Annotated in this window: 23 protein-coding genes; 14 read left to right on the plus strand and 9 right to left on the minus strand. The window is 64.1% G+C overall.

The features are described 5' to 3' along the window. The first annotated feature begins 11 nt into the window (after positions 1-11). Genes flhA through motD form a run of 6 tightly spaced genes read left to right on the plus strand, consistent with a single transcriptional unit; the run spans position 12 to position 6,679 of the window. Entirely contained in the window at positions 12-2,108 is a 2,097-nt protein-coding gene (gene flhA / locus JJB74_RS20480) for a flagellar biosynthesis protein FlhA (protein ID WP_200594949.1), read from the plus strand. Beyond that, entirely contained in the window at positions 2,105-3,589 is a 1,485-nt protein-coding gene (gene flhF, locus JJB74_RS20485; protein ID WP_200594951.1) for a flagellar biosynthesis protein FlhF, read from the plus strand. Before flhA ends, flhF begins: the two co-directional genes overlap by 4 nt. Next, positions 3,582-4,424: a MinD/ParA family ATP-binding protein gene (locus JJB74_RS20490; RefSeq protein WP_200594952.1), complete on the plus strand. Its 843-nt coding sequence runs from the start codon at positions 3,582-3,584 to the stop codon at positions 4,422-4,424. The genes flhF and JJB74_RS20490 overlap by 8 nt, the downstream gene beginning before the upstream one ends. A gap of 3 nt (positions 4,425-4,427) precedes the next feature. Then, positions 4,428-5,162, plus strand: a complete 735-nt coding sequence (locus tag JJB74_RS20495; RefSeq protein WP_200594953.1) for an RNA polymerase sigma factor FliA — start codon at positions 4,428-4,430, stop codon at positions 5,160-5,162. Beyond that, positions 5,144-5,884, plus strand: a complete 741-nt coding sequence (locus JJB74_RS20500; protein WP_200594955.1) for a flagellar motor protein — start codon at positions 5,144-5,146, stop codon at positions 5,882-5,884. The genes JJB74_RS20495 and JJB74_RS20500 overlap by 19 nt, the downstream gene beginning before the upstream one ends. A gap of 18 nt (positions 5,885-5,902) precedes the next feature. Further along, positions 5,903-6,679, plus strand: coding sequence for a flagellar motor protein MotD (gene motD / locus JJB74_RS20505; RefSeq protein WP_200594956.1), 777 nt, complete (start codon positions 5,903-5,905; stop codon positions 6,677-6,679). 87 nt (positions 6,680-6,766) lie between these two features. Here motD and JJB74_RS20510 read toward each other — a convergent pair whose 3' ends face one another. Beyond that, positions 6,767-7,663, minus strand: a complete 897-nt coding sequence (locus JJB74_RS20510) for a hypothetical protein (RefSeq protein ID WP_200594958.1) — start codon at positions 7,661-7,663, stop codon at positions 6,767-6,769. Positions 7,664-7,937: 274 nt separating this feature from the next. On the opposite strand from JJB74_RS20510, the gene JJB74_RS20515 reads away from it, so the two are divergent. Then, the gene (locus JJB74_RS20515) at positions 7,938-9,347 is read left to right on the plus strand and encodes an ankyrin repeat domain-containing protein (RefSeq protein WP_200594959.1); all 1,410 of its coding nucleotides are present in this window, start codon (positions 7,938-7,940) and stop codon (positions 9,345-9,347) included. A gap of 315 nt (positions 9,348-9,662) precedes the next feature. Here the strand turns inward: JJB74_RS20515 and JJB74_RS20520 are convergent, their stop codons facing one another. Together JJB74_RS20520 and JJB74_RS20525 are read right to left on the minus strand one after the other, a co-directional pair. After that, positions 9,663-9,950 (minus strand): hypothetical protein, encoded by a 288-nt coding sequence (locus JJB74_RS20520; protein WP_200594961.1) that lies wholly within the window; start codon positions 9,948-9,950, stop codon positions 9,663-9,665. Then, positions 9,951-10,331, minus strand: a complete 381-nt coding sequence (locus JJB74_RS20525; RefSeq protein ID WP_200594962.1) for a hypothetical protein — start codon at positions 10,329-10,331, stop codon at positions 9,951-9,953. On the opposite strand from JJB74_RS20525, the gene JJB74_RS20530 reads away from it, so the two are divergent. Beyond that, positions 10,312-11,274, plus strand: a complete 963-nt coding sequence (locus JJB74_RS20530; protein WP_325170147.1) for an ankyrin repeat domain-containing protein — start codon at positions 10,312-10,314, stop codon at positions 11,272-11,274. The two genes, JJB74_RS20525 and JJB74_RS20530, sit on opposite strands and share 20 nt — an antisense overlap. A 192-nt stretch (positions 11,275-11,466) precedes the next feature. On the opposite strand, the gene JJB74_RS20535 is transcribed toward JJB74_RS20530, so the two are convergent. Together JJB74_RS20535 and JJB74_RS20540 are read right to left on the minus strand one after the other, a co-directional pair. Beyond that, on the minus strand, positions 11,467-12,645 hold the full coding sequence (locus JJB74_RS20535; protein WP_200594966.1) for a DUF1501 domain-containing protein: 1,179 nt from the start codon (positions 12,643-12,645) through the stop codon (positions 11,467-11,469). An 11-nt stretch (positions 12,646-12,656) separates the two neighbouring features. Further along, complete coding sequence (locus JJB74_RS20540; protein WP_200594967.1) at positions 12,657-14,171, minus strand: DUF1800 domain-containing protein; 1,515 nt, start codon at positions 14,169-14,171, stop codon at positions 12,657-12,659. 189 nt (positions 14,172-14,360) lie between these two features. Between JJB74_RS20540 and JJB74_RS20545 the strand changes: the two genes are divergently transcribed. Next, positions 14,361-14,837 carry a hypothetical protein gene (locus JJB74_RS20545; protein ID WP_200594968.1) on the plus strand — a complete coding sequence of 159 codons (477 nt, stop codon included), beginning with the start codon at positions 14,361-14,363 and terminating at the stop codon, positions 14,835-14,837. A 112-nt stretch (positions 14,838-14,949) separates the two neighbouring features. Here JJB74_RS20545 and JJB74_RS20550 read toward each other — a convergent pair whose 3' ends face one another. The 3 genes from JJB74_RS20550 to flgA all read right to left on the minus strand — a co-directional run bounded on the left by JJB74_RS20550 (position 14,950) and on the right by flgA (position 16,487). After that, complete coding sequence (locus JJB74_RS20550; RefSeq protein WP_200594970.1) at positions 14,950-15,417, minus strand: flagella synthesis protein FlgN; 468 nt, start codon at positions 15,415-15,417, stop codon at positions 14,950-14,952. A gap of 15 nt (positions 15,418-15,432) precedes the next feature. After that, positions 15,433-15,732 (minus strand): flagellar biosynthesis anti-sigma factor FlgM, encoded by a 300-nt coding sequence (gene flgM / locus JJB74_RS20555; protein WP_200594972.1) that lies wholly within the window; start codon positions 15,730-15,732, stop codon positions 15,433-15,435. A 110-nt stretch (positions 15,733-15,842) separates the two neighbouring features. Further along, positions 15,843-16,487, minus strand: coding sequence for a flagellar basal body P-ring formation chaperone FlgA (flgA, locus tag JJB74_RS20560; protein WP_234484401.1), 645 nt, complete (start codon positions 16,485-16,487; stop codon positions 15,843-15,845). 220 nt (positions 16,488-16,707) lie between these two features. Between flgA and flgB the strand changes: the two genes are divergently transcribed. From flgB to flgE, 4 genes are read left to right on the plus strand one after another with little or no spacing between them, the layout of a single operon-like run. Beyond that, positions 16,708-17,139: a flagellar basal body rod protein FlgB gene (flgB, locus tag JJB74_RS20565; protein WP_200594975.1), complete on the plus strand. Its 432-nt coding sequence runs from the start codon at positions 16,708-16,710 to the stop codon at positions 17,137-17,139. Positions 17,140-17,141: 2 nt separating this feature from the next. Beyond that, entirely contained in the window at positions 17,142-17,546 is a 405-nt protein-coding gene (flgC, locus tag JJB74_RS20570; RefSeq protein ID WP_200594977.1) for a flagellar basal body rod protein FlgC, read from the plus strand. A 14-nt stretch (positions 17,547-17,560) separates the two neighbouring features. After that, the gene (flgD, locus tag JJB74_RS20575; RefSeq protein WP_200594979.1) at positions 17,561-18,253 is read left to right on the plus strand and encodes a flagellar hook assembly protein FlgD; all 693 of its coding nucleotides are present in this window, start codon (positions 17,561-17,563) and stop codon (positions 18,251-18,253) included. Positions 18,254-18,306: 53 nt separating this feature from the next. Further along, the gene (gene flgE, locus JJB74_RS20580) at positions 18,307-19,542 is read left to right on the plus strand and encodes a flagellar hook protein FlgE (protein WP_200594981.1); all 1,236 of its coding nucleotides are present in this window, start codon (positions 18,307-18,309) and stop codon (positions 19,540-19,542) included. A gap of 633 nt (positions 19,543-20,175) precedes the next feature. Here the strand turns inward: flgE and JJB74_RS20585 are convergent. Then, positions 20,176-20,457, minus strand: coding sequence for a hypothetical protein (locus JJB74_RS20585; protein ID WP_200594983.1), 282 nt, complete (start codon positions 20,455-20,457; stop codon positions 20,176-20,178). 44 nt (positions 20,458-20,501) lie between these two features. Here JJB74_RS20585 and flgF point away from each other — a divergent pair, with 44 nt between their 5' ends. Continuing rightward, entirely contained in the window at positions 20,502-21,233 is a 732-nt protein-coding gene (flgF, locus tag JJB74_RS20590) for a flagellar basal-body rod protein FlgF (RefSeq protein ID WP_200594985.1), read from the plus strand. Positions 21,234-21,499 lie beyond the last annotated feature (266 nt).

The following is a 21,499-nucleotide window of genomic DNA, read 5'->3' on the forward strand; positions in this document are numbered from 1 at the left end:
AGGGCGGCGCAATGAACGGTATTGCCGGCCTGACCATGCCCGCCTGGCTTTCCGGCCCGAATTCCAAGGCCCTGGCTGCGCCGCTGTTGATCATCATGATGCTGGCGATGATGGTGCTGCCGCTGCCGGCATTCGTGCTGGACATGTTCTTCAGCTTCAACATCGCGCTGTCGGTGATCGTGCTGCTCACCAGCCTGTACACCATCAAGCCGCTGGACTTCATGGCCTTTCCCGCGGTGCTGCTGGTGTCGACGATGCTGCGCCTGTCGCTGAACGTGGCCTCGACCCGCGTGGTCCTGACCGAAGGCCACACCGGGCCGGACGCTGCCGGCAAGGTCATCGAAGCCTTCGGCCACTTCCTCATCGGCGGCAACTACACCGTCGGCATCGTGGTCTTCGTCATCCTCACCATCATCAACTTCACCGTCGTCACCAAGGGCGCGGGCCGCATCGCCGAAGTCGGCGCGCGCTTCGCGCTGGATGCGATGCCCGGCAAGCAGATGGCCATCGACGCCGATCTGAATGCCGGCCTGATCAACGAAACCGAAGCGAAGAAGCGCCGTACCAGCGTGTCGCAGGAAGCCGAGTTCTACGGCGCCATGGACGGCGCCTCGAAATACGTGCGCGGCGATGCGGTGGCCGGCATCATGGTCACGCTCATCAACGTCATCGGCGGACTGATCGTCGGCATGGTGCAGCACGACCTCGACTTCGCGATGGCGATCAAGAACTACACGCTGCTGGCCATCGGCGACGGCCTGGTTGCGCAGATTCCTTCGCTGATCATTTCCACCGCGGCCGGCGTGATTGTTTCGCGCGTGGCCAGCGACGAGGACGTCGGCAACCAGCTGGTGTCGCAGCTCTTCGCCAAGCCGCAGGTGCTGATGATCACCGCCGGCATCGTCGGCGGCATGGGCATCATCCCGGGCATGCCGCACATCGCCTTCGTGTTCCTGGCCTCGGTGCTGGGCGGCGGCGCGTACATGCTGAAGAAGCGCGCGGAGCAGCCGGCCGAAGCGAAGGTCGAGGAAGCCGCGCCCGCGCTGCCGGCGCCGGAATCGGAAGAAGCCACGCTGGCCGACATCCAGCCGGTCGACATTCTCGGCCTGGAAGTGGGCTACCGCCTGATTCCGCTGGTCGACAAGGGGCAGGGCGGCGAACTGCTCAAGCGCATCAAGGGCATCCGCAAGAAGTTCGCGCAGGAAGTCGGCTTCCTGTCGCCGCCGGTGCATATCCGCGACAACCTGGAACTGCGTCCGTCGGGCTACCGCATTCTGTTGAAGGGCGTGGAAGTCGGCATGGGCGAAGCCAATGCCGGCCAGTTCCTGGCAATCAATCCGGGCATGGTGACGGGTCCCTTGGCCGGCGCGCAGACCACCGACCCGGCCTTCGGCCTGCCGGCGGTGTGGATCGATGCCGCGATGCGCGATTCTGCCCAGGCCATGGGCTACACCGTGGTCGATGCCGGCACCGTGGTCGCCACCCATCTGAATCATCTGGTAACGATGCACGCCGCCGAACTGCTCGGCCGCCAGGAGCTGCAGCAACTGCTCGACCACCTGGCCAAGGATGCGCCGAAACTCCTGGAAGACCTGGTGCCGAAACTCATGCCGCTGTCTTCGCTGCAGAAGGTGCTGCAGAACCTGCTGGCCGAAGGCATCCATATCCGCGACATGCGCACCATCGTCGAGACGCTGGCCGAGCATGCGCCGCGCATGCAGGACCCGGCCGATCTGACCGCGCTGGTACGCATCGCGCTGGGCCGCGCCATCGTGCAGCAACTGTTCCCGAACGGCGGCGAGCTGACCGTGATGGCGCTGGACCACCGTCTCGAGCGCCTGTTGATGCAGGCGCTGCAGAACGGCGGACCCGACGGCGCCGGCATCGAGCCGGGCCTGGCCGACACCCTGGTCACGCAGACCGCGCAGGCGGTGCAGCAGCAGGAACAGCAGGGCGCCACGCCGGTGCTGCTGGTGCCGGGTCCGCTGCGCCTGTTGCTGTCGCGCTTTTTGCGCCGCAGCCTGCCGCAGCTCAAGGTGCTGTCGCACGCTGAAATTCCGGAAACCAAAACCATTAAAGTCACCGCCCTGGTGGGAGGCCAGCAATGAACGTAAAGAAATTCTCCGCGCAGACCGCGCGCGACGCGATGCGCATGGTGCGCGATGCGCTCGGCACGGATGCGGTGATTCTGTCGAATCGCTCGGTCAATGGCGGCGTCGAAATCCTGGCGCTGGCTTCCAGCGACATGGCGTCATTGGCCGAGCCGGCGGTGGAAAAGGAAGTGCTGCCGCAGCCGCTGGTGGAAGCGCTGTCCGCGCCGCGCCGTCCGGTGCCGCGCGCGGCCGCGCCCATCCAGGCCGCCGTGCCCGCTGCACCGATCGCACCGGTAGCGGCTGCGCCTGTATCGGCTTCCACCTTCGCCGAGCGCGCGGCCGCGCAGGAAGCGCCGCGCCGCATGGCCGCGCCGCAGCGTCCGCTGGAATCCGCACAGATCGCGCCGGACATGGATGGCTATCGCGATCCGGTGCAGCCCGTGATTCATACGCCCAGCTTTCCGCGCATCGATGCGCCCAAGCCGGCCGCGCCCGTCGCGCAGGCGGCGGCAATCGAGTCGCAGCGCGCCGAAATGGCGCAGATGATGACCGAGCTGCGTGCCATGCGCAGCATGATGGAATCGCAGCTGGCCGAGATCTCCTGGGGCGCGCAAGCCAAGCGCGAGCCGATGAAGGCCGCGGTGATGCGCGAAATGCTGGCGGCCGGTTTCTCGGCCAGCCTGGCGCGTTACCTGGTGGAGAAGATGCCGGAAACGGCCGACCTCGACGGCCTGGCCTGGATCAAATCCATCCTCGCGCGCAATCTCACCGCGGTGGCCGACGACAATGCGCTGCTCGATGAAGGCGGCGTGTTCGCGCTGCTGGGCCCGACCGGCGTGGGCAAGACCACCACCACCGCCAAGCTCGCGGCGCGCTGCGTAATGCGCCACGGCGCCGGCAAGCTGGCCCTGATCACCACCGACGGCTACCGTATCGGCGCGTATGAACAGCTGCGCATCTACGGCAAGATCCTCGGCGTGATGGTGCACTCGGTGAAGGATGAAACCGATCTGCGCATCGCGCTTTCCGAATTGAAGAGCAAGCACACCATCCTGATCGACACCGCCGGCGCGAGCCAGCGCGACCAGATGGTGGCCGAGCAGATCGCGATGCTGTCCGGCGCCGATACCCCGGTCAAACGCCTGCTGTGCCTGTCGGCGACCTCGACCGGCGAAACCCTGAACGAAGTCGTGCGCGCCTATCGCGGCAACGGCCTGTCGGGCTGCATCCTGACCAAGCTCGATGAAGCCGCAACCCTGGGCAACGTGCTCGACGTGGCGATCCGCCAGAAGCTCAAACTGCATTACGTGGCCACGGGCCAGCGCGTGCCGGAAGACCTGCACCTGGCGCGGCCGGGCTTTCTGATCGACCGCGCCTTTCGCATGAAGCGCGAAGGCGCGCCGTTCCAGCTGTCGGACGAGGAACTGCCGCTGGTGGTGGGCGGCGCCGCGCGCGCCATGAAGGACGCATCGCTCTCCGAGGTGGCAATTGGCTAGCATCCGTATCGACCAGGCCGAAGGCCTGCGCCGCCTCATCGAAAAGCCGGCGCCGCGCCAACTGACCTTTCTGTCCGCCGCGCCTGATGCCGACAAGAGCGCAATGCTGTTGAACTTCGGCGCTTCGCTGGCCGGCATCGGCGCCTCGGTGCTGCTGATCGACGCCTGCCGTCGCACCCGTGGCGTGGCCGCGGGCTTGGCGCGCATCCAGGCCGGCACGCTGCTGCAAGCCTCGCGCGGTGAAGTGCGCCTGGCCGACGCCGTGCTGCCGATGCCGCAGGGCTTTGCCATCGCGGCATTGGGTCAAGGTGAACGCAGCGAATTCACATCCAGGGATCGCAGCCGCATGGAGACGCTGTTCTCCGGTCTTGCCGCGAACAACGACATCCTGCTGGCCGACGCCGAGCTCGACAACGAGGATGCGCTGCCGCTGACGGCCATGGCCCAGGGCGAGCTGGTGCTGCATGTGGCCGACAACGCTGCGTCCATCACCGCCGCCTACGCGCTGATGAAGCGCATCAGCGTGCATTACGGTCAGCGTTCGGTCGGCATCCTGATCACCGGCGCGGCAGGCGAGCGCGCCGGCGCGATCTACCAGAACATCGCTTCCGTCGCCGGCCGTTACCTGGCGCTGGAAGTCCATGCCATCGGGTCGGTTCCCGAGGACGAGCATCTCGCGCGCGCCACGCGCCAGGGCCGCACCGTGATCGACGCATTTCCAACCGCGGGCGCCGCAAGAGCGTTCCGCGACCTGGCCGGCCGCTTTTCCCGCTGCGGCCCGCCTGCCACCGGACGCCGTCATGCCGCGTCCGGCAACGCCATGCTTGGGGTTTGACGCATGTACACGATTCAAGGAAAGACCGATCGCAACCAGCTTCTGGCGCAGCATGCGCCGCTGGTGAAGAAGCTGGCGCACATGATGCGCGCCAAGCTGCCTTCCAGCGTCGATGTCGATGACCTGATCCAGGCCGGCATGATCGGCCTGCTGGACGCGGTCAGCCGCTATGAAGACAACCATGGCGCGCAGTTCGAGACCTATGCGGTGCAGCGCATACGCGGCGCCATGCTCGATGAATTGCGCAGCAGCGACTGGATGCCGCGCAACATGCGGCAGACCATGCGCAAGATCGAGGTGGCGATGACCGAGGTGCAGCAAAAGCTCGGTCGCCCGCCAGCCGAGAGCGAGATCGCCGCGCACATGAAGCTGTCGCTGGCGGATTATCAGGAGCTGCTGTCCGAGTCCGGCGGCCATCAGCTGATCTATTACGAAGACTTCCACGACGACGACAGCAACGGCGAACACTTCCTCGACCGCTATTGCAGCGACCAGTCCGACGATCCGCTGCAGGCGCTGATGAACACCGGCTTTCGCGAAGCGGTAATCGAGGCCATCGATGCGCTGCCGGAAAGGGAAAAGATCCTGATGAGCCTGTACTACGAGCAGGAAATGAATCTGAAGGAAATCGGCGCGGTGATGGGCGTATCGGAATCGCGGGTCTGCCAACTGCATAGCCAGGCCATCGGCCGCATGCGCGCACGACTGCGGGAGCAGGCATGGACTGGGGTAGCCTGATCGGCATCGTGCTGGCCATCGGCGGCGTGCTGATTGGCCAGTGGATCGAAGGCGGCAACCCCGGCTCGCTGTTGCAGCCGGCCGCATTGCTGATCGTGGCGCTGGGCACGGTTGGCGCGGTGCTGCTGCAGGCGGGCCTGCCGGCCTGCCTGCGCGCGCTGGCCATGGCCAAGAGCGTGTTTCGCGAGCCGCCCGACGACCATGCGCGGCTGTCGCGCGCCTTCGTGTTCTGGAGCAGCATCGCGCGGCGCGAAGGCTTGCTGAGCCTGGAGCGGCTGTGCGACAAGGAGCCGGATGCGTTCACCAGCAAGGGTTTGCGTTTGATCGTCGACGGCATCGACGCCGACCGGCTGCGCACCATGCTCGAGCAGGACATCAATGTCTGGGAAGACCGCGAGCGCGCCGCGGTGAAGGTATGGGAAGCGGCCGGCGGTTATGCGCCGACGGTGGGCATCCTCGGCGCAGTGTTGGGACTGATCCATGTGATGGAAAACCTGTCGGAGCCGGGCAAGCTCGGCGCGGGCATCGCCGTGGCTTTCGTCGCCACGATTTATGGCGTGGGCCTGGCCAACCTGGTGTTCCTGCCGATCGCCGGAAGGCTGAAGGCGCGCATCGCGCGTGAAGCCTCGCGCCGCGAAGTGCTGACCGAAGCGCTGGCCGCGCTGGCTGCCGGCGAGAATCCGCGCATGATCGAAAGCCGCATGGCGGCCTGGGCGGCATAGGAAACGGGGAGCGGAACGATGCGGCGCAGAAGACGCGGTGAAGATAACGACGACCATGACAGCCGTGAGCGCTGGGTGATTTCCTACGCCGACTTCATCACGCTGCTGTTCGCCTTCTTTGTGGTGATGTATGCCGGCTCGACCATCAATGAACGCAAGACGCAGGCAGTGTCGGGCGCCATCGGCAGCGCCTTCGGCAAGCTGCCGGTGATCAATGAACTGCCGCGCGACTCGATCGTGCCCGAGCTGCCGCTGCTGCCGCGCACGATGCCTTATCGCAGTCGCGTCAATGAGAACGCCGTGCGGCGCGAGCGCGAGCAGATGAGCAGCATGGCGCGCGACCTGCTGACGGCTTTGAATCCGCTGGCCGAGCGCGGCATGGTGCGCGTGACGCAGGGCCAGCGCGGCATCACCGTCGAGATCAATGCCAGCATGCTGTTCCAGCCCGGCGAGGCGCGGCTGTCGCCGCAGGCGGTGAATGCATTGTTCGCGGTGGCAGCGGTGCTGCGCAATGACGGCCATGCGATCCAGGTCGAAGGACATACCGACAATGCGCCGATCGCCAATGCGCTGTATGCCTCGAACTGGGAATTGTCAGCGGTGCGCGCCGGCAGCGTGGTACGGCTCTTTGTTGACAGCGGCATCGCACCGCAGCGCCTGGTGGCCATCGGTCATGGCGACACGCGGCCAATCGCGTCGAACGACACGCCGGAAGGGCGCATGCGCAATCGAAGGGTGCAGCTGATGGTGATGTCGAATCTGCCGGAGGATGCGAAGGCGGAAGGCAGGCCCTGAGCACCGTGGCAGGCACGACGCTATCCGGCACGGCGATTCATTGAGCGGCGCGGCGCGCTTCGTACAGGATGCAGTCTTGCATGCGCGTCAATAGCACCAAAGTGTCGAGGGAAGGGCGTTGACCCTGCGCGAGACTTCTTCGAAGTCCAGGCGGTCGCGGCATGCCGCGACGATGCCGATCGGCTTGCCCGCTTTTCGGCATTCCTCCTCGAAAATGCGCATTGCCCGCACCAGACCGATTGCGTTTTCCTCGCTGATCCGCTTCTCGCGACCGGCCGTACGATCCCGCAGACCTGGATCCGGTTGCGGCTCAAGGACGATGGTCGAGACGCCGTTTGCGACTGCCTTATCCATCTGCATCTTGCATACTCTGAGCTGTCGCAGGTAGGCGGCTTCGTAATAGCGGATTACGACCTTGGGATCCGTGCTCATGTAGGAAAGCCGCTCACGCCTGCCATTGACCGTGAGTTGTTCGCATTCCCTGAAGTCCTTTTCGGTGACTACATATTTCCCCAGCAGTGCGCCATGCTCATGAGCAAAGCGCGAGGCGGACTCATCGACCATGTATGCATCCGCGAGGATGCTCGCGGGACATGCATGACGGCAGCTGACGCCAGGCGGAATGACATCCGCAGCAGCGCGATCCGGCGAAACGCCGAGTATGCCGAGTTGCAGACGGCCTTTCAGGGTGCGAAGCAATGGCTCCCTGGATTGTCTGATTTGTTCGACAGAGCTGAACACTTTGTTCAAAGCCTGCAGCGCCTCTGCCTCCGCCTGTTTTCGGGATTTACCCAACAACCCGTGGGTGAGTGCATTGAGCGTCTCGCTCGCGAATTGGCGCCAGGTACGAACCCGTATGTAGAGCATCTGTGTGCTTTCATCGCGCGTGACTCGCAGCGGTGCGTTCGCGTCCTGGAAAAGAGCGTCGACCGCTGTCGAATTCGACAAGGTGTTTAGACACAAAGGTATTTTGGAAGTGGCCATGAAAATTGGTCTATCAGGGGAACGTTTCGCTGCGTGCGAGGAATTCGAAAGTACCGAGTTCGTATCACTAAGTCAGTAAAGCGTTCTCGTGCTGAAGGCGAGCTGCTCTGTCCACGCTTCAAACCCATGCGAAGTCCCGAATGGCGTATTCATGCACAACGGAAGGTTGCGCGCGGCCCGAACTAATTGTTTCCTGAAGTGACTCAATTGCGCCTACACGCCTCCGGAACAGCGAGGCGGCATTGTCTTCCATTCTTGGAAAGGGCTGCAGCTCGTGGATGCCACCATAAACGACGTCTCGCTCAATGACACTTACTCTAGTTCCAGCTCTGATGAATCAGATTTAACTGCTACGCGCAAGCCTCTGCCGCCAAGAATCGCAAGCAGCACAAGTGATACGAGTCTGCTCAATCCCGCCAATCGCGCGGGGACATCAGTTCCCTTCACTGCCCCAGGGTATGTCAATCCAGCGCCGGATTTCGTCGATACGCTTTATGAGGCGGGAAAGCTCAAGCAGAGCGAAAGGTCGCAAAGGAAGGCGGAAAAGCTGAAAGAAAGAATCCCCTTGGGGACATTGGATCTTTTGTTTAGCTATGCCGCATCCAATGATGTTGACGGGATAAAGAAGTTGATCGAAACGGGCTCGATCAATCTGCACATTCCGCGGGTTGACGATATGCGAACACCATTGATGGTCGCGGTGATCGCGGGCCATGTCGAGATGGTGCAGTTGCTGACCGCACACGCAAAGCCTGAACAACTGATGCATCGCGATGAAAGCGGCGCATCCGCGCTCGACCTGGCGCTGGATCACGGCACCGTTCTGCTTGCGGACATCGTGTACAAGGCTGCCCCGGGAATCAGTCACCCAAAGGGCTATACGCCGCTGGTGGCTGCGATTGCCGAGCGCATGGAGATTCGTATCTCGAAATTGATGAAGTGTGTGCGGAACGTGAATGAGCGCTCGGCCGATCGCACCACGGCGCTGGAAATGGCGATCCAGAATGGAATGATGAAGTTGTCAGCGGAACTTCTTGACAAGGGCGCTTTCGTCAATGAACAGGATCGCGAGCGCAATTGTCCGCTTTCCTTCGCCGCACGCTTTGGCTTCGGCGATATCGTGGCCCTGCTATGCACGCGCGGCGCGAATGTCGATCGCCAGAACAAGGATGGCAACACGCCGTTGCAATTTGCGGCCTGGGGCGGGCATCAACTGGCGGTGCAGAGACTGCTGCAGCATGGGGCCGATCCAAACCTTCAGGACAACGCCGGCGCCACGCCGCTCTATGCCGCGGCTTCCTGTGGCAATGCGGACATCATCACGATACTTGTCGAGGCCCAAGCTCGGGTCGACCTGGCCGACATCGAGGACCACACTCCCTTGCACATGGCCGCCATCGCAGGCCATGCCAGCGCAGTCAAGGCGCTGATCGATGCCGGCGCCAGCGTCGATGCGGTCGATAAGCAGGGCAGGACACCCCTGCAGTATGCGGTGGAGAAAAATCGTTCCGATTGCGCGCGACTGTTGCTCGAACACGAGGCGGATGTCAATCATGCCGACGCCACCGGCTATACCGCGCTCGATATCCACGACGAACACCAGGGTGAGGAAGAGGTTGGCAGACTACTGCGCGACTATCGCGCCCGCGGTAGGTGTTGCAAACCCCGCTGCGCGATTGTGTAGTGTCTGGCCGCAAGTACGTAGAAAGACGAAAACGTTTCACATCACCTGGGGCTAAGCAGAAGCCAGCCAGAAAGGCGCTGCAAAGCTTGAGTTCTTTCGCGTATTTTTAATGACTGCCTTTGCGAATGCCCAAGCGCCAATGGATCGAATCTAATGCAAGAAACTGCCAGTGTCCTGTCCCGCAACTTCATTGATTGAAAGATGATAAGAATCGCGGCAAGGATGGACGAATGCACGCGTCGAAAATGATTGCAGGCAGACCACCCTTGCTGTGCTTTTCTCCTTGCGTTGCCACGAGGTCGCAACTTTTCTTTTTCAAAGAATTTGCGGGGCAGGGCACCAGGCGGACCCAACAGGAATCCGCAGCACAGGGAAAGGCAGCGAAGCGTGCAACATGTTGCCGGCGCCGAGATGGATCGGCGGCGCGAATACGGCGGCACTGTTCAGCAGGACGCCCGAAGTTTCGCTCACGCTTTTAGCACCATTGAATTGGAATGTTGCCAAGTTTTGCACCACCTGACTTGAATCTCGGAAAGAAAGGAATGACATGTTTGACCCAACGAATGCGCAATTCCAATACAGCGCATCATCCTCCGTATCCACTCAGAATCCGCTTGAAACCGGGCGACAGACCACGTCGGTCCAAATCCGAAGCGGTGCGCCCTTGCTCGTGCTGGGCAGCATGCCGGCGTCTTCAATTGCCTCGCCGACAGCGGCGCCCAGGCTGGCCGGCGCCACACCGCCCCCTCGACCCAAGCGCCCCACGCCGGCGCTGCCGGATCTTGCGGAATTGATCCGCCTGAGGGAAATCCCGCAAGTGGCTTTCAGAACCGTAGCGCCAGCGCCCAGCTCGCGTGATGCTAGCTCGTCTAGCACCCTCAGCACGTCCAGCACGTCCAGCACGTCCAGCACGTCCAGCACGTCCAGCACATCCAGCACATCCAGCACATCCAGCACATCCAGCATTTCCCGCCCCCCGCGCACCAGAGCGCCTCAGCATGCAAATGCTAGCCCGTTCGCTCAACTATTTGATGCCGCCGAACGCGGCGACATCCTTGAACTGAAGCGGCTTGTCAAACAGAAGTCCATCGACTTGCACAGGCCGCGTCCTGAGGACGCGCGTACCCCGCTGATGGTCGCCATCTCCAACGGACATGAGACTGCCGCGCTCACGCTGATGGACAGCGCCACGCCCGAGCAACTGCAACAACGGGATGCGCAGGGTTGTTGCGCCCTGGAGATGGCGCTTGATGCCGGACTGGAAGTCGCCGGGCGTAAGCTGTTGAGCCGTTTGCGCAACGCGAAGCAGTCCGGTGGTCATGCGATCCTGCTGACGACGATCGCCGAAGGGCGGGATGTCCGTATCTGGAATCTACTCAAGCTGATGAAGAACGTGAATGAGAAATCCGAGGACGGCACCACCGCCCTGGCAATGGCGATCCAGAAGGGAAGAGTCGACCTGGTGAAGCAATTGCTGAACAAGGGCGCCTTTGTCGAGGAAAAGGACGCCGCGCTCGACGCGCCGCTGAGTATCGCCGCCGATAAGGGCAGTCTCGACATTGTCGAGCTTCTGCTGGAGCGCAAGGCGGATGTCCATCGGGCGGGGAAAGAAGGACGAACCGCGCTGCACAGGGCCGCCAGCGCCGGTCATCACGAAATCGTCGCTGCCTTGCTGGACGCGAAAGCGAAGGTCGATGCCGTCGACAGGCACGGCAGGACGCCATTGCAGTACGCAGGTGAAAGCGGTAGTGACAAATGCGCTCGGCTGCTCATCGAGCACGGCGCCGATGTGCATCATGCCGATAACGAAGGCATCACGCCGCTGGAGGTCATCGATGAGCGGGATTGGGTGGATGCCGAGGTCGGCGACCTGACGCTGCAGCGCGCGCCAGCGAACAAGTGTTGCGCTGGCTGCGTGATTCTCTGAGGGGGCGCCTCGCGCAGCCGTGAACCCTGCGCGGGGCCACGCCTCAGCGTGCGACGCTGGCCTGCCCCTGGCTTGCCAGTGCCTGTTCAGCGCCTGTTCAGTGCCTGTTGCGGATTTGACGGTGAGTGAGCAGTTCGTCACTACCATTCCGTCCGCATCGATGCGCAGGTGGCCAGGCAAAGCCCGCGTCCGTCACACCAATCCCAACCGCCCCCTGCGCGCCCCCGGAAACACCCGCTCGATCTGCGCCGCATTCAAGCCATACATCCGGCTAAACAGTTCGCCCAGCACCGCGCGGTATTCATTGAGCACCGGGTAATCGCGATCCTGGAACAGCGAGACGGCATCCACGCGAGCCTGCTCGCCGGCGATGCGGCCGCCGCGCACGCTGCCGCCGAGCACCCAGTACACCGTGCCGTGTCCATGGTCGGTGCCGCGGTTGCCGTTCTCGCGCAGCGTGCGGCCGAACTCGCTGACGACCATCACCACGGTATCGCGCCAGGCGCTTCCCAATTCTTCGGCGATTGCCGCCAGTCCCCGGCCCAGCTCGTCAAGGCGCGATGCCAGCGCGCCGCTCGTCGCGCCCTGCGCCACGTGGGTATCCCAGCCGCCGACATCGATGAAGCCGAGGCGGTACCGATCGCGCATGAGCCGGGCGACCTGGCGCGCCTGCGCTTCGAAGCCACGGCTGCTGATGGCACTGCGGCCGGCTCGCTCCATCTCGCCGGCGGCATCGCGCTCCAGCTCGGCGCGCAGCGCAAAGGCTTCGCGCACCCTGCCCGAGAGCGGGCTATCGCCATACATCGATGCAATCAGCTCGCTCTGGCGCGCATCGATGCCGTGCCGGCCGGCGTCGCGCAGCGCGAGGTTGGGCACCTGCGCCGGGCCGCGCAGGCACAGCGGCAGCTGCTCGGTGAAGGCGATGGCGGGCACGCCCTGCAGCAGCGCGGCGAGCCGGTTCATGAAGCCGGAGCCGGTGGCGCGCGCATCGCCAAGGCCGCGCTCGATGCTGTCCTGTGTTTCGAAATGGCTGCGCGATGCATCGTCAGTGCCGGCGAATGGAATGAAGGCGGCCTGGCCTGCGTGCCACAGCGGCGCGATGCTGGCGACGAGGGAAGGGTGCAGGCCCCAGTCGGCGTTGAGCGCGATGGCGGAAGCCGCATCGGGACGCGGGCGCGGGATCGCGATGTTCGGCCGCACTTCGTAATAGAAGTCGCTGGCGGTCGGCACCAGCAGGCTGGCCGCATCATAGCCGCCGCGCAGAAACACCAGCAGAAAGCGCCCGGGCGCCGCGGGCGCGGCAAACAGGCGGGCCGCAGTGGATGAGAGCGCGGCGGCGGCGAGCGAGGTCAACAGGGTGCGGCGTTGCATGGAAGTCTCCTTCAGCGCTGCATGAATTCGGGGGAAGACAGCAGGAAAGTGAGGCGCTCATGGCTTGATGCGGCGCGCGCCAGCGCCTGGCGCGTGGCCGGGCCGAGGCTGGCATCGATGACTTCGCGATACAGCGCCGGCGCGATGTGCGGCGGCGTAGCCTGATCGCCACCGTCGCCGAAGAGGCGCGGGTTGCGTGCGGCCATCATGCGCGCGACCTCAAAGCGCGCGCCCATCTGCGCCGGGCTGCTCCACGAGTCCGCATCCAGCGCATAGCCTTCCGGCGATTGCCAGCCATACGGCGCTTCACCCAGACGCTGCAACGCACCGAGAAGCGGTTGCGCTTCCGTGATCGGCGTGTCCTCGTGCAGCAGCCGCATCGCCGACACTACGTAATGCACAGGGTCCTTGTAGCCATGCGCGAGCGAAGCGCGGAATTCGGCGCTGTGGAACAAGGCGCCGAGCACCGCGGCAATGTCGCCGTCTCTGCTGGAGTAGCGTTCGGCCAGGGCGGTTTGCAGCGCCGGCGACGGCTCCGCGCCGAGGAAGTAGCGGGCAAGCTTTGCACTCACATGGCGCGCGGTCGCCGGGTCGGCAGCCAGGTGGTCGATGGCCGCCTGCACTTCGGCCAGCCCGGCGCCGCGGATGGTCTGGCCGAGGAGGCGCTTGTCGCCGTAGTCGTGCCGCGCGGGCTGGAATTCGAACAGGCCGCGGCGAACGTAATCGCCGTCGTGCTTGCGCGCCGCACGCGGCAATTCGGCGCTTCTGGCCACGCCCAGGCCGGTCAGAATGCGCGCCAGTTCCTGCACATCCTGCTGCGCATAGCCGCCGTCCACGCCGAGGGTATGCAGTTCCATCAGTTCGCGCGCGTAATTCTCGTTGACGTGGCCTGCCGCATTGCGCTCGTTATCCAGGTAGCGCAGCATCGCCGGGTGGAACACCGTGGCGGCGAGCAGATCGCGGAACCGGCCCAGCGCATGCGGCCGGATCGCGCTGTCCTCAAAGTCGCCGATCAGCGCGCGCAAATCGGCCTTGCCGGCGAATACGTGGAAGTGGTTCATCCAGAACCAGGTCATCTGCTCGCGCAACTGGTTTTTCGAGTAGATGTCGCGCAGCAGCGAGCGCGAAGCGGCTTCACGGCCCAGGTTGGCGAGCTCAGCCTGCAGCGCCTTGTGTTCCGCTTCCTTTTCCGCGTCCGGCAGCGTGGCGATGCGTTTGCGCCTGTCCTCCAGCGCGAACAGCATTTCCGGCAGCGCTTCGCGGCTGATGCGCATCTGGGCGATGCGCGCGGCAACCGCATTGGGCAGAGCGTCGTCGCCCGGATGCAACTGCCGCTCCAGGTAGCGCTCCAGGCCATCCTGCCTGGCTTCGCGCCAGCTTGCATCATTCACGCCCCAGGTGATGCGGTTCAGGAAGGCGGCTTCCGGCAGCGGCGCATCGGATGGCGGGGCGGCGGCAGCGGAACCGGTGAACAGGCCGGCGATGAGCGCGAACGCGGCGGGACGGGGCAGGCGGCTTCTCATCATGTCTCCTTGTGCAATGCGCATGCGGGTTGAACGCCGCAGCCTCGATGTGCGATGACACGAATAGTGTTTCGATCATCGCAACAACTGCTTACTCTTGTTACTACATCGCCGGTCAGCGGCGCGTGCTGGCTCGCGTTATCGGCATAGACCACGCACCGTTTGGTCGATCAACAATGAGGAGAACTCCGAATGAACAAGTCCATTCTTGCTGCCACCCTGGCCCTGCTGAGCGCCGGCGCGTTCGCCCAATCCACCGTTCCGGGCACGCTGTCCGCTGACCATGCCGCTATCCGCCAGGAGACGCGCGAGATTCGCGCTGAGAACCGCGATATCCGGCGCGACACCGCGACGATCCGCGCCGAGCAGCGCGACATCGGTCATGACCGCGCCGCCTTGCGCGCCGACGTGGCCGCTGCGCACCGCGACCAGCGCGCCGAAGATGCGGCGCTTGCGCACGGCAACGTGCGGCGCGCCGAGCGGCTCGAAGCGGCGCGCGAACACGAGGCGCGCGAGACGCATGCCGAACGACGCGAATTGCGCCGTGATCGCGCCGAAGTGCATGCACAGCGCGCCGAGCGCAGAAGCGACCTGGCGCAGCGCAACGTCGACCGCGGCGAGCGGCATGCGCTTATCGCCAGGCGCCGGGCCGACGCCGGCAAGCTCTAGAGGCTGCTATGGGCCCTGAAAAGGGTCCACGGCTGCCCCTTGAAAACAAAACACCGCCATGCGGCGGTGTTCGACTTTTTAGACCTCGCGGCCGCTGCGGATGCTACAGGCATCACCCCGCAACGATAGCCCGCCCGGAACTTGCCACCGCCTGCTGCCCGTTGCGGCCATACACCGCCGTCTGGCCGCCGCCACGCAGGACCTGCAGCGCCGCGCCATTGCGGCCGATGTGGCCATGAATCAGCAGACCGTTGACCCGGTTCAGTTCGCGACCTTCCTCAGCCAGCGCCAGCAATTCGCGCCAGGCGTCGCGCTCGCCCTGAGCCTGCGTGTCGAGCCAGGCTGCCATGCCGGCGGCATTGACGGTCTGGCCCAGCGCCGCAAGCGCCAGGGCGCGCGATGCGGCCAGCGCATTCATTTCCTCGACCAGCGCAGTCTTGCGCGTAGCCAATTCCTCGAGCGTCGCGATTTCCGCCCGAATCAGGCATTCCCTTTCCTGCACCAGGCAGTCGCGCAGCGCGCGGGCGGCGTCGAGTTCGGAGGCGAGCTGGATATGCGGCTGGGAAATGGCGGATTGCATGGTGTGTCCGAGGGTTTATTTGCGTCTTTGTGGAATGAAATCCTTGACCGAATCGATCAGGCCGTCGGCGATCTTGCTGGCGTCGACCTGAAAGCTGCCATTGGCGATCGCCGCCTTGATCTCTTCAACTTTCTTGGCGTCGAAGACGGCGGTCGAGGCGCCTGCGGCCAGTGCCTGGCCCTGGCTGGAAAGCTTGACGCTGTCCGAAGCCACGCCTGCTGCGGCGGCTTTGTCGGCGCCTTTTGCGGCGCCCGACGACGATGCCGTCGTGGCGGTGGCAGGCTTCTTGATCGATCCGGAGTCGTTGATTTTCATGGCGAATTCCTTGTCTGTGCGGGCGGCGGACACACGCTGATGCCTCTCTTACGGCACGTATGGAAAAAACTTTAATGCCGGCGCCCGAATAAACGGGTTCGAAGCGTGAATCAGAATGCCACCTCGACCGAACCGCCGGCGCGCGCCACGCCGGAAACCACCGTGCCGCCAGCAGTGCGTACCTGGATGGTCTGCCCGTCGACGGCATTGGCCAGCGCCCGGCCTTCGCCGGTCACCTGAAAGCCATTGCCACCAGCAACCACGCGCACCATCTGACCCTGGGTCACCACCCCCTTCGCGCGCAAGCCATCGGCGCGCAGCGCAGCGCCCGCGGGCAGCGATCGGGTCACGGTCTGGCCGACTGCCTGCGCGGGGTCGGTCAGTATGCCGGGAGGCAGCAGCGTCAAATCGCCGCGCACCCGGGCCACGTCCTGCGGCCCGACGGTCTGGCCCGGCGCCAGCGGCACCGCGGCGGCCAGGTAATCGTCCTCGATGTGCACATTGGCCGATACATAAATGTTCCAGGCGGGAGCCAGGCAACGCACGCCGACCGAGGTCTTGCCCCAGGCCTTGCCGCCCGGCGGCAGATAGGCCTCCGGATTCGGGCAGGCGGCCAGATTCAGGCGCGGATCGATAGCGCCGACTTCAACACGAATCTGCCCCGGCATGCCGCCGGCTTGTGTTTGCAGAAAGCGCGAGATGGTCTCGCGCAGCGCGCCATGTTCCTGACGGGCCGTGGTTTGCGCGCTCGCCATGGGACTGGCACAGAAGCAGGCGACGGCAAGGGCAAGGGCGGGGCGAAACGGGATCTTCATGGCGGCATGGGGATTTTCAACAGCCTGCATATTACGGACGCGCGCCGCCGCCAAACCCGCAAACAGGGAGGATTTTGCCCGCCTTATCGATCGATCGGGTATTGCCTTGCATCACTACTATGTCGAGCATGCAATTCCACCACCGAAAGGGGAACGGGCAATGACTGGAAAACTGGATGCGGCCTTTGGCTTTCACGAGACGGCCCTGAGACTGCGCTCCGAGCGTCAGGGCGTGCTGGCTTCGAACATCGCCAACGCCGATACGCCGAACTACAAGGCGCGCGACTTCGATTTCGCCCGTGCGCTGCAACAGGCCACCGGCAGCGCCGATCCGGCCGCCGCGGCAGCAACGCCCGCGCCTGCGCTGGCGCGGACTGCACCGGCGCACATCGCAACCGGCGCGGCCGGAACGCTCGTCGCCGGCAATGCGCCGCTGCTGTACCGCACCGGCACCCAAGGCGGCGTGGACGGCAACTCGGTGGACATGGAAGTCGAGCGCAATGCCTTCACCGACAACGCGGTGCGCTATGAAGCCAGCGTCACGCTGATCAATACGCAGATCAAGAACATGCTCACAGCCATCCAGGGGTAATCATGTCGCTATCCAATATCTTCAACATCGCCGGCTCGGCCATGAGCGCGCAGGGCCAGCGCCTGAACGTGGTGGCCAGCAACCTGGCCAATGCCGACAGCGTCACCAGCGCCGACGGCCAGCCGTACAAGGCCAAGCAGGTGGTGTTCGAAGCCGTAGCCGGCACCGACCCATCCTCATCCGGCGTGAAGGTGCAGCAGGTGGTCGAGGACAACTCGCCCGGGCGCACCGTCTACAGCCCCGGCAATCCGTCCGCCGATGCAAACGGCTACGTGACCATGCCCAACGTGAACGTGGTCGATGAGATGGTCAACATGATCTCGGCCACCCGTTCCTACCAGACCAATGTCGAAACCATGAACGCGGCCAAGACGCTGCTTCTGAAAACTCTCACCATCGGCTCATAAGCCGCAGCCCAGCCATGACCACGATCAGCAGCGACAACACGGTCTCGTCGGCGCTTTCCGCCACGATGAATCCGAAGAGCGCCACTACCGGCAGCACCAAAGGCAGCACCAGCAGCGCGCAGGATATCCAGGACCGCTTCATGAAGCTCCTGGTCACGCAAATGCAGAACCAGGATCCGCTGAACCCGATGGACAACTCGGCGGTCACCAGCCAGATGGCGCAGCTGTCCACGGTCACCGGCATCGACAAGCTCAATACCGCGATGGGTTCGCTGCAATCGAGCTACCAGTCCAGCCAGACGCTGGCCGCTACCAGCATGATCGGCCGCGGCGTGCTCGCGCCGGGCAGCGCCATGACGCTGTCCAAAGGCAGCGCGGTGTTTGGCGTGGACCTGCCATCGGCCGCCGACGCGGTCACCGTCAACATCAAGGATGCCTCGGGCAAGGTGGTGCACACCGAGAACATCGGCGCGCAAGCGGCCGGCAGCGTGCCGCTGTCCTGGGACGGCTCGCTCGATGCCGGCGGCAAGGCCGCTGACGGCCAGTACAGCTTTTCCGTGACTGCCACCAGCGCTGGCAAATCGATCGCGCCGACCGCGCTGTCGTATGCGACGGTGGGCAGCGTGTCGACCGGCACGGCGGGCGTCAAGCTCAACTTCACCAGCGGATCGAGCGCGGCCATGTCCGACGTGCGGCAGATCCTGTAATCGCGGCAAGAGCAGCACACGCGCGGCACACGAACAGATAAACGGAGCGACACATGAGTTTTCAGCAGGGCTTGTCCGGATTGAACGCGGCCTCCAAGAGCCTGGAGGTCATCGGCAACAACGTATCGAATGCCAACACCGTCGGCTTCAAGGCGGCGCAGGCGCAGTTCGCCGATGTGTATGCGACCTCGCTCAATGGCGGCGGCGCATCCGACATCGGCATCGGCACCAAGATCTCTGACGTGGTGCAGGAATTCAATCAGGGCAACATCACCGCCTCGGACAATCCGCTGGACATCGCCATCAACGGCAACGGCTTCTTCCGCATGGACAGCAACGGCACGGTGACCTATGCCCGCAACGGCCAGTTCCAGCTCGACAAGAACGGCTACGTCGTCAATGCCCAGGGCGCGAACCTGACCGGCTATGTCGCCAACGCTGCCGGCGTGCTGTCCACCGGCTCGCCGCAGAAGCTGCAGATCTCCACCGCCGACCTGCCGCCGGCGGTGACGAAGTCGGTCAATCAGGCCCTCAATCTCGATTCCACCCAGGCCATTCCCGCCACCACGCCGTTTTCGGCGACCGACCCGACCAGCTACAACAATGCGACCTCGGTCTCGGTCTATGACAGCCTTGGCAACTCGCATGTGCTGCAGACCTTCTATGTGAATGCCGGCAGCGGCAACTGGGATGTGTATGCGGTAGCGGACGATGTGCCGCTGGTGACCACGCCGGCTGGCGGCAAGATCGGCACGCTGAGTTTCGACACCACCGGCGCGCTGACCGCGGCGAGCAAGGCCACGCTGCCGTTCTCCGCGCCGATCCCGGCTTCCGGTGGCGCGGCGGCCTTCTCGCCGCAGATCGATTTCACCGGTACTACGCAATACGGCTCCGCCTTTACCGTCAATTCGCTGTCCCAGAACGGTTATGCAGCCGGCCACCTGACCGGCTTCACCACCGGCGACGACGGCACCATTACCGGCCGCTACAGCAATGGCAAGTCGGCCACGCTGGGGCAGGTGGTGCTGGCCAACTTCACCAACGTCAACGGCCTGCAGCCGCTGGGCAATAACGTCTGGGCCGAGACCTCTTCCTCCGGCCAGCCGCTGGTAGCCACGCCAGGTTCGGGCACCTTCGGCAAGCTGCAGGCTTCCGCGGTAGAGGATTCCAACGTCGACCTCACTGCCGAGCTGGTGAACATGATTACTGCGCAGCGGGTGTATCAGGCCAATGCGCAGACTGTGAAGACGCAGGACCAGGTGATGCAGACGCTGGTGAATCTGAGGTAATGAAAGGGTAGGGCATGCAAAGGGGTAGGGCATGCGAGTTGATGCGCAGCCCATGCAAGTTTCGTAGGGTGGGCGCAGCCCACGCGGTGGTGGCGATAGCGGCTGGTGGTATTTGCACTTCACGCGAAGCTGCTGACCGCAAGGTAAGGTATTCGCAGTTGTTGTTGTAGTGTCGTTGCAGTTGCAGTTGCAGTTGCCGCTGTCGTTGCCGTTGCCGTTGCTTTTAACCCCCGTTGATTGCGCCGTGACGGCGATGCCCGGAGCGGGAAAAGGTGCGGCGTCTGTCTGAGCGAAGCGCAGCGTAGCGAGTTTAGCCGCGCCCCGCTCCGGGCATCGACGGCACGGGGACCCCGCGCAGCGGGGCGCAATCTCCGGGGTCGCCTTTTCTTGGTTACTTCTTTTGGCGAAGCAAAAGAAGTGACTCGCCTGCCGGGGCGAGACCCGGCTAGGTCAAGGAGTGGATGGACGTATTGCATCACCGGAGTGATGTGGTTGAAGGGGCATGCTCTTGCCTTGGTCCTCGCGTGATTGAGGCTTGGATTGAAAGGCTCGCTTGCTCGGAGGCTGAGGCCCGGTGCCCCAATATGGCCATCTTGCTTGGCGAACTAGCCGGGTCCCGGCCCGGCAGCCGGGTCACTTCTTTTGCTTCGCCAAAAGAAGTAACCAAGAAAAGGCGACCCGGAGATCGCGCCCCGCTGCGCGGGGTTCCCGTGGCGCCGAACCCTGAAGCGGGGCGCGGCTAAACTCGCTACGCTGCGCTTCGCTCAGACAGACGCCGCACCTTATCCGCTTCAGGGCCCGGCGCCACGGCGCGATCAACGGGATTAAAGGCAACAGCAACAGCAACAGCAACAGCAACAGCAACAGCAACAGCAACAGCAACAGCAACAGCAACAGCAAGAGCCGCGACAACAAGGCGAACAGCCTGGCATCAAAGACATCAGGATAGGGAGCAAAGTATGGACCGCATGATCTACACCGCCATGACCGGCGCCAAACACATCCTCGACCAGCAGGCCAACGTCTCCAACAACCTCGCCAACGCCACCACCACCGGCTTCCGCGCGCAGATGGATGCCTTCCGCGCGGTGCCGGTGCAGGGAAATCCGCTGCCGACCCAGTCCTTCGTGGTCGACGCCACGGTCGGCACCGATTTCACGCCGGGCTCGGTGCAGCAGACCGGCCGCACGCTCGATGTGGCGGTGCAAGGCAAGGGCTGGTTCGCGGTGCAGACCGCCAGCGGCAGCGAAGCCTATACCCGCAACGGCAGCCTGAAGCTATCCGAGAACGGCCAGCTGCTGACCCAGCGCGGCGATGCGGTGCTCGGTGACGGCGGCCCAATCAGCATTCCGCCCAACACCGCCGTGTCGATTGCGAAAGACGGCACCATTACCGGCATCGCCGCAAACCAGCCGCCGACCATCCTCGGCCGCATCAAGTTGGTCAATCCGCCGGAAAACAATCTCGCGCGCGGCGACGATGGCCTGTTCCGCACCAGGGATGCGAGCGCGGTGGATGCCGACGCCAACGTGGTGATGATCGGCGGCGCCCTGGAAGGCAGCAACGTCAACGCGGCCGATGCCATGGTCAACATGATCAGCCTGTCGCGCCAGTTCGAAATGCAGATGAACCTGATGAAGAACGCCGAGAGCAACGAGACCAAGGCCAGCCAGCTGCTCGCCTTGAGCTGATCCGCGCATCATGCGTAGTGCTCGTAGGTTGGGCTGCAAGCCCAACGTCGGGCGCCCGCAGGTCAAGAGCATGTGGGGCTTGCAGCCCAGCCTGCGAGCCAATGTCGACGGCCTGCGGACCGCGGGCATGTTGGGCTTCCTTCGTCAGCCCAACCTACGCTTCTACGCTTCCCTCACGCCGCCCATCATCCCCCGAAGTAACAGGCAATTCCCCATCAGCTCCCCATTTTGCCGGAGTGCAACACCGGTCAAAATGAGCGTCAATC

This window comes from Noviherbaspirillum pedocola, assembly GCF_016632335.1.
GTDB lineage: Bacteria > Pseudomonadota > Gammaproteobacteria > Burkholderiales > Burkholderiaceae_D > Noviherbaspirillum_A > Noviherbaspirillum_A pedocola.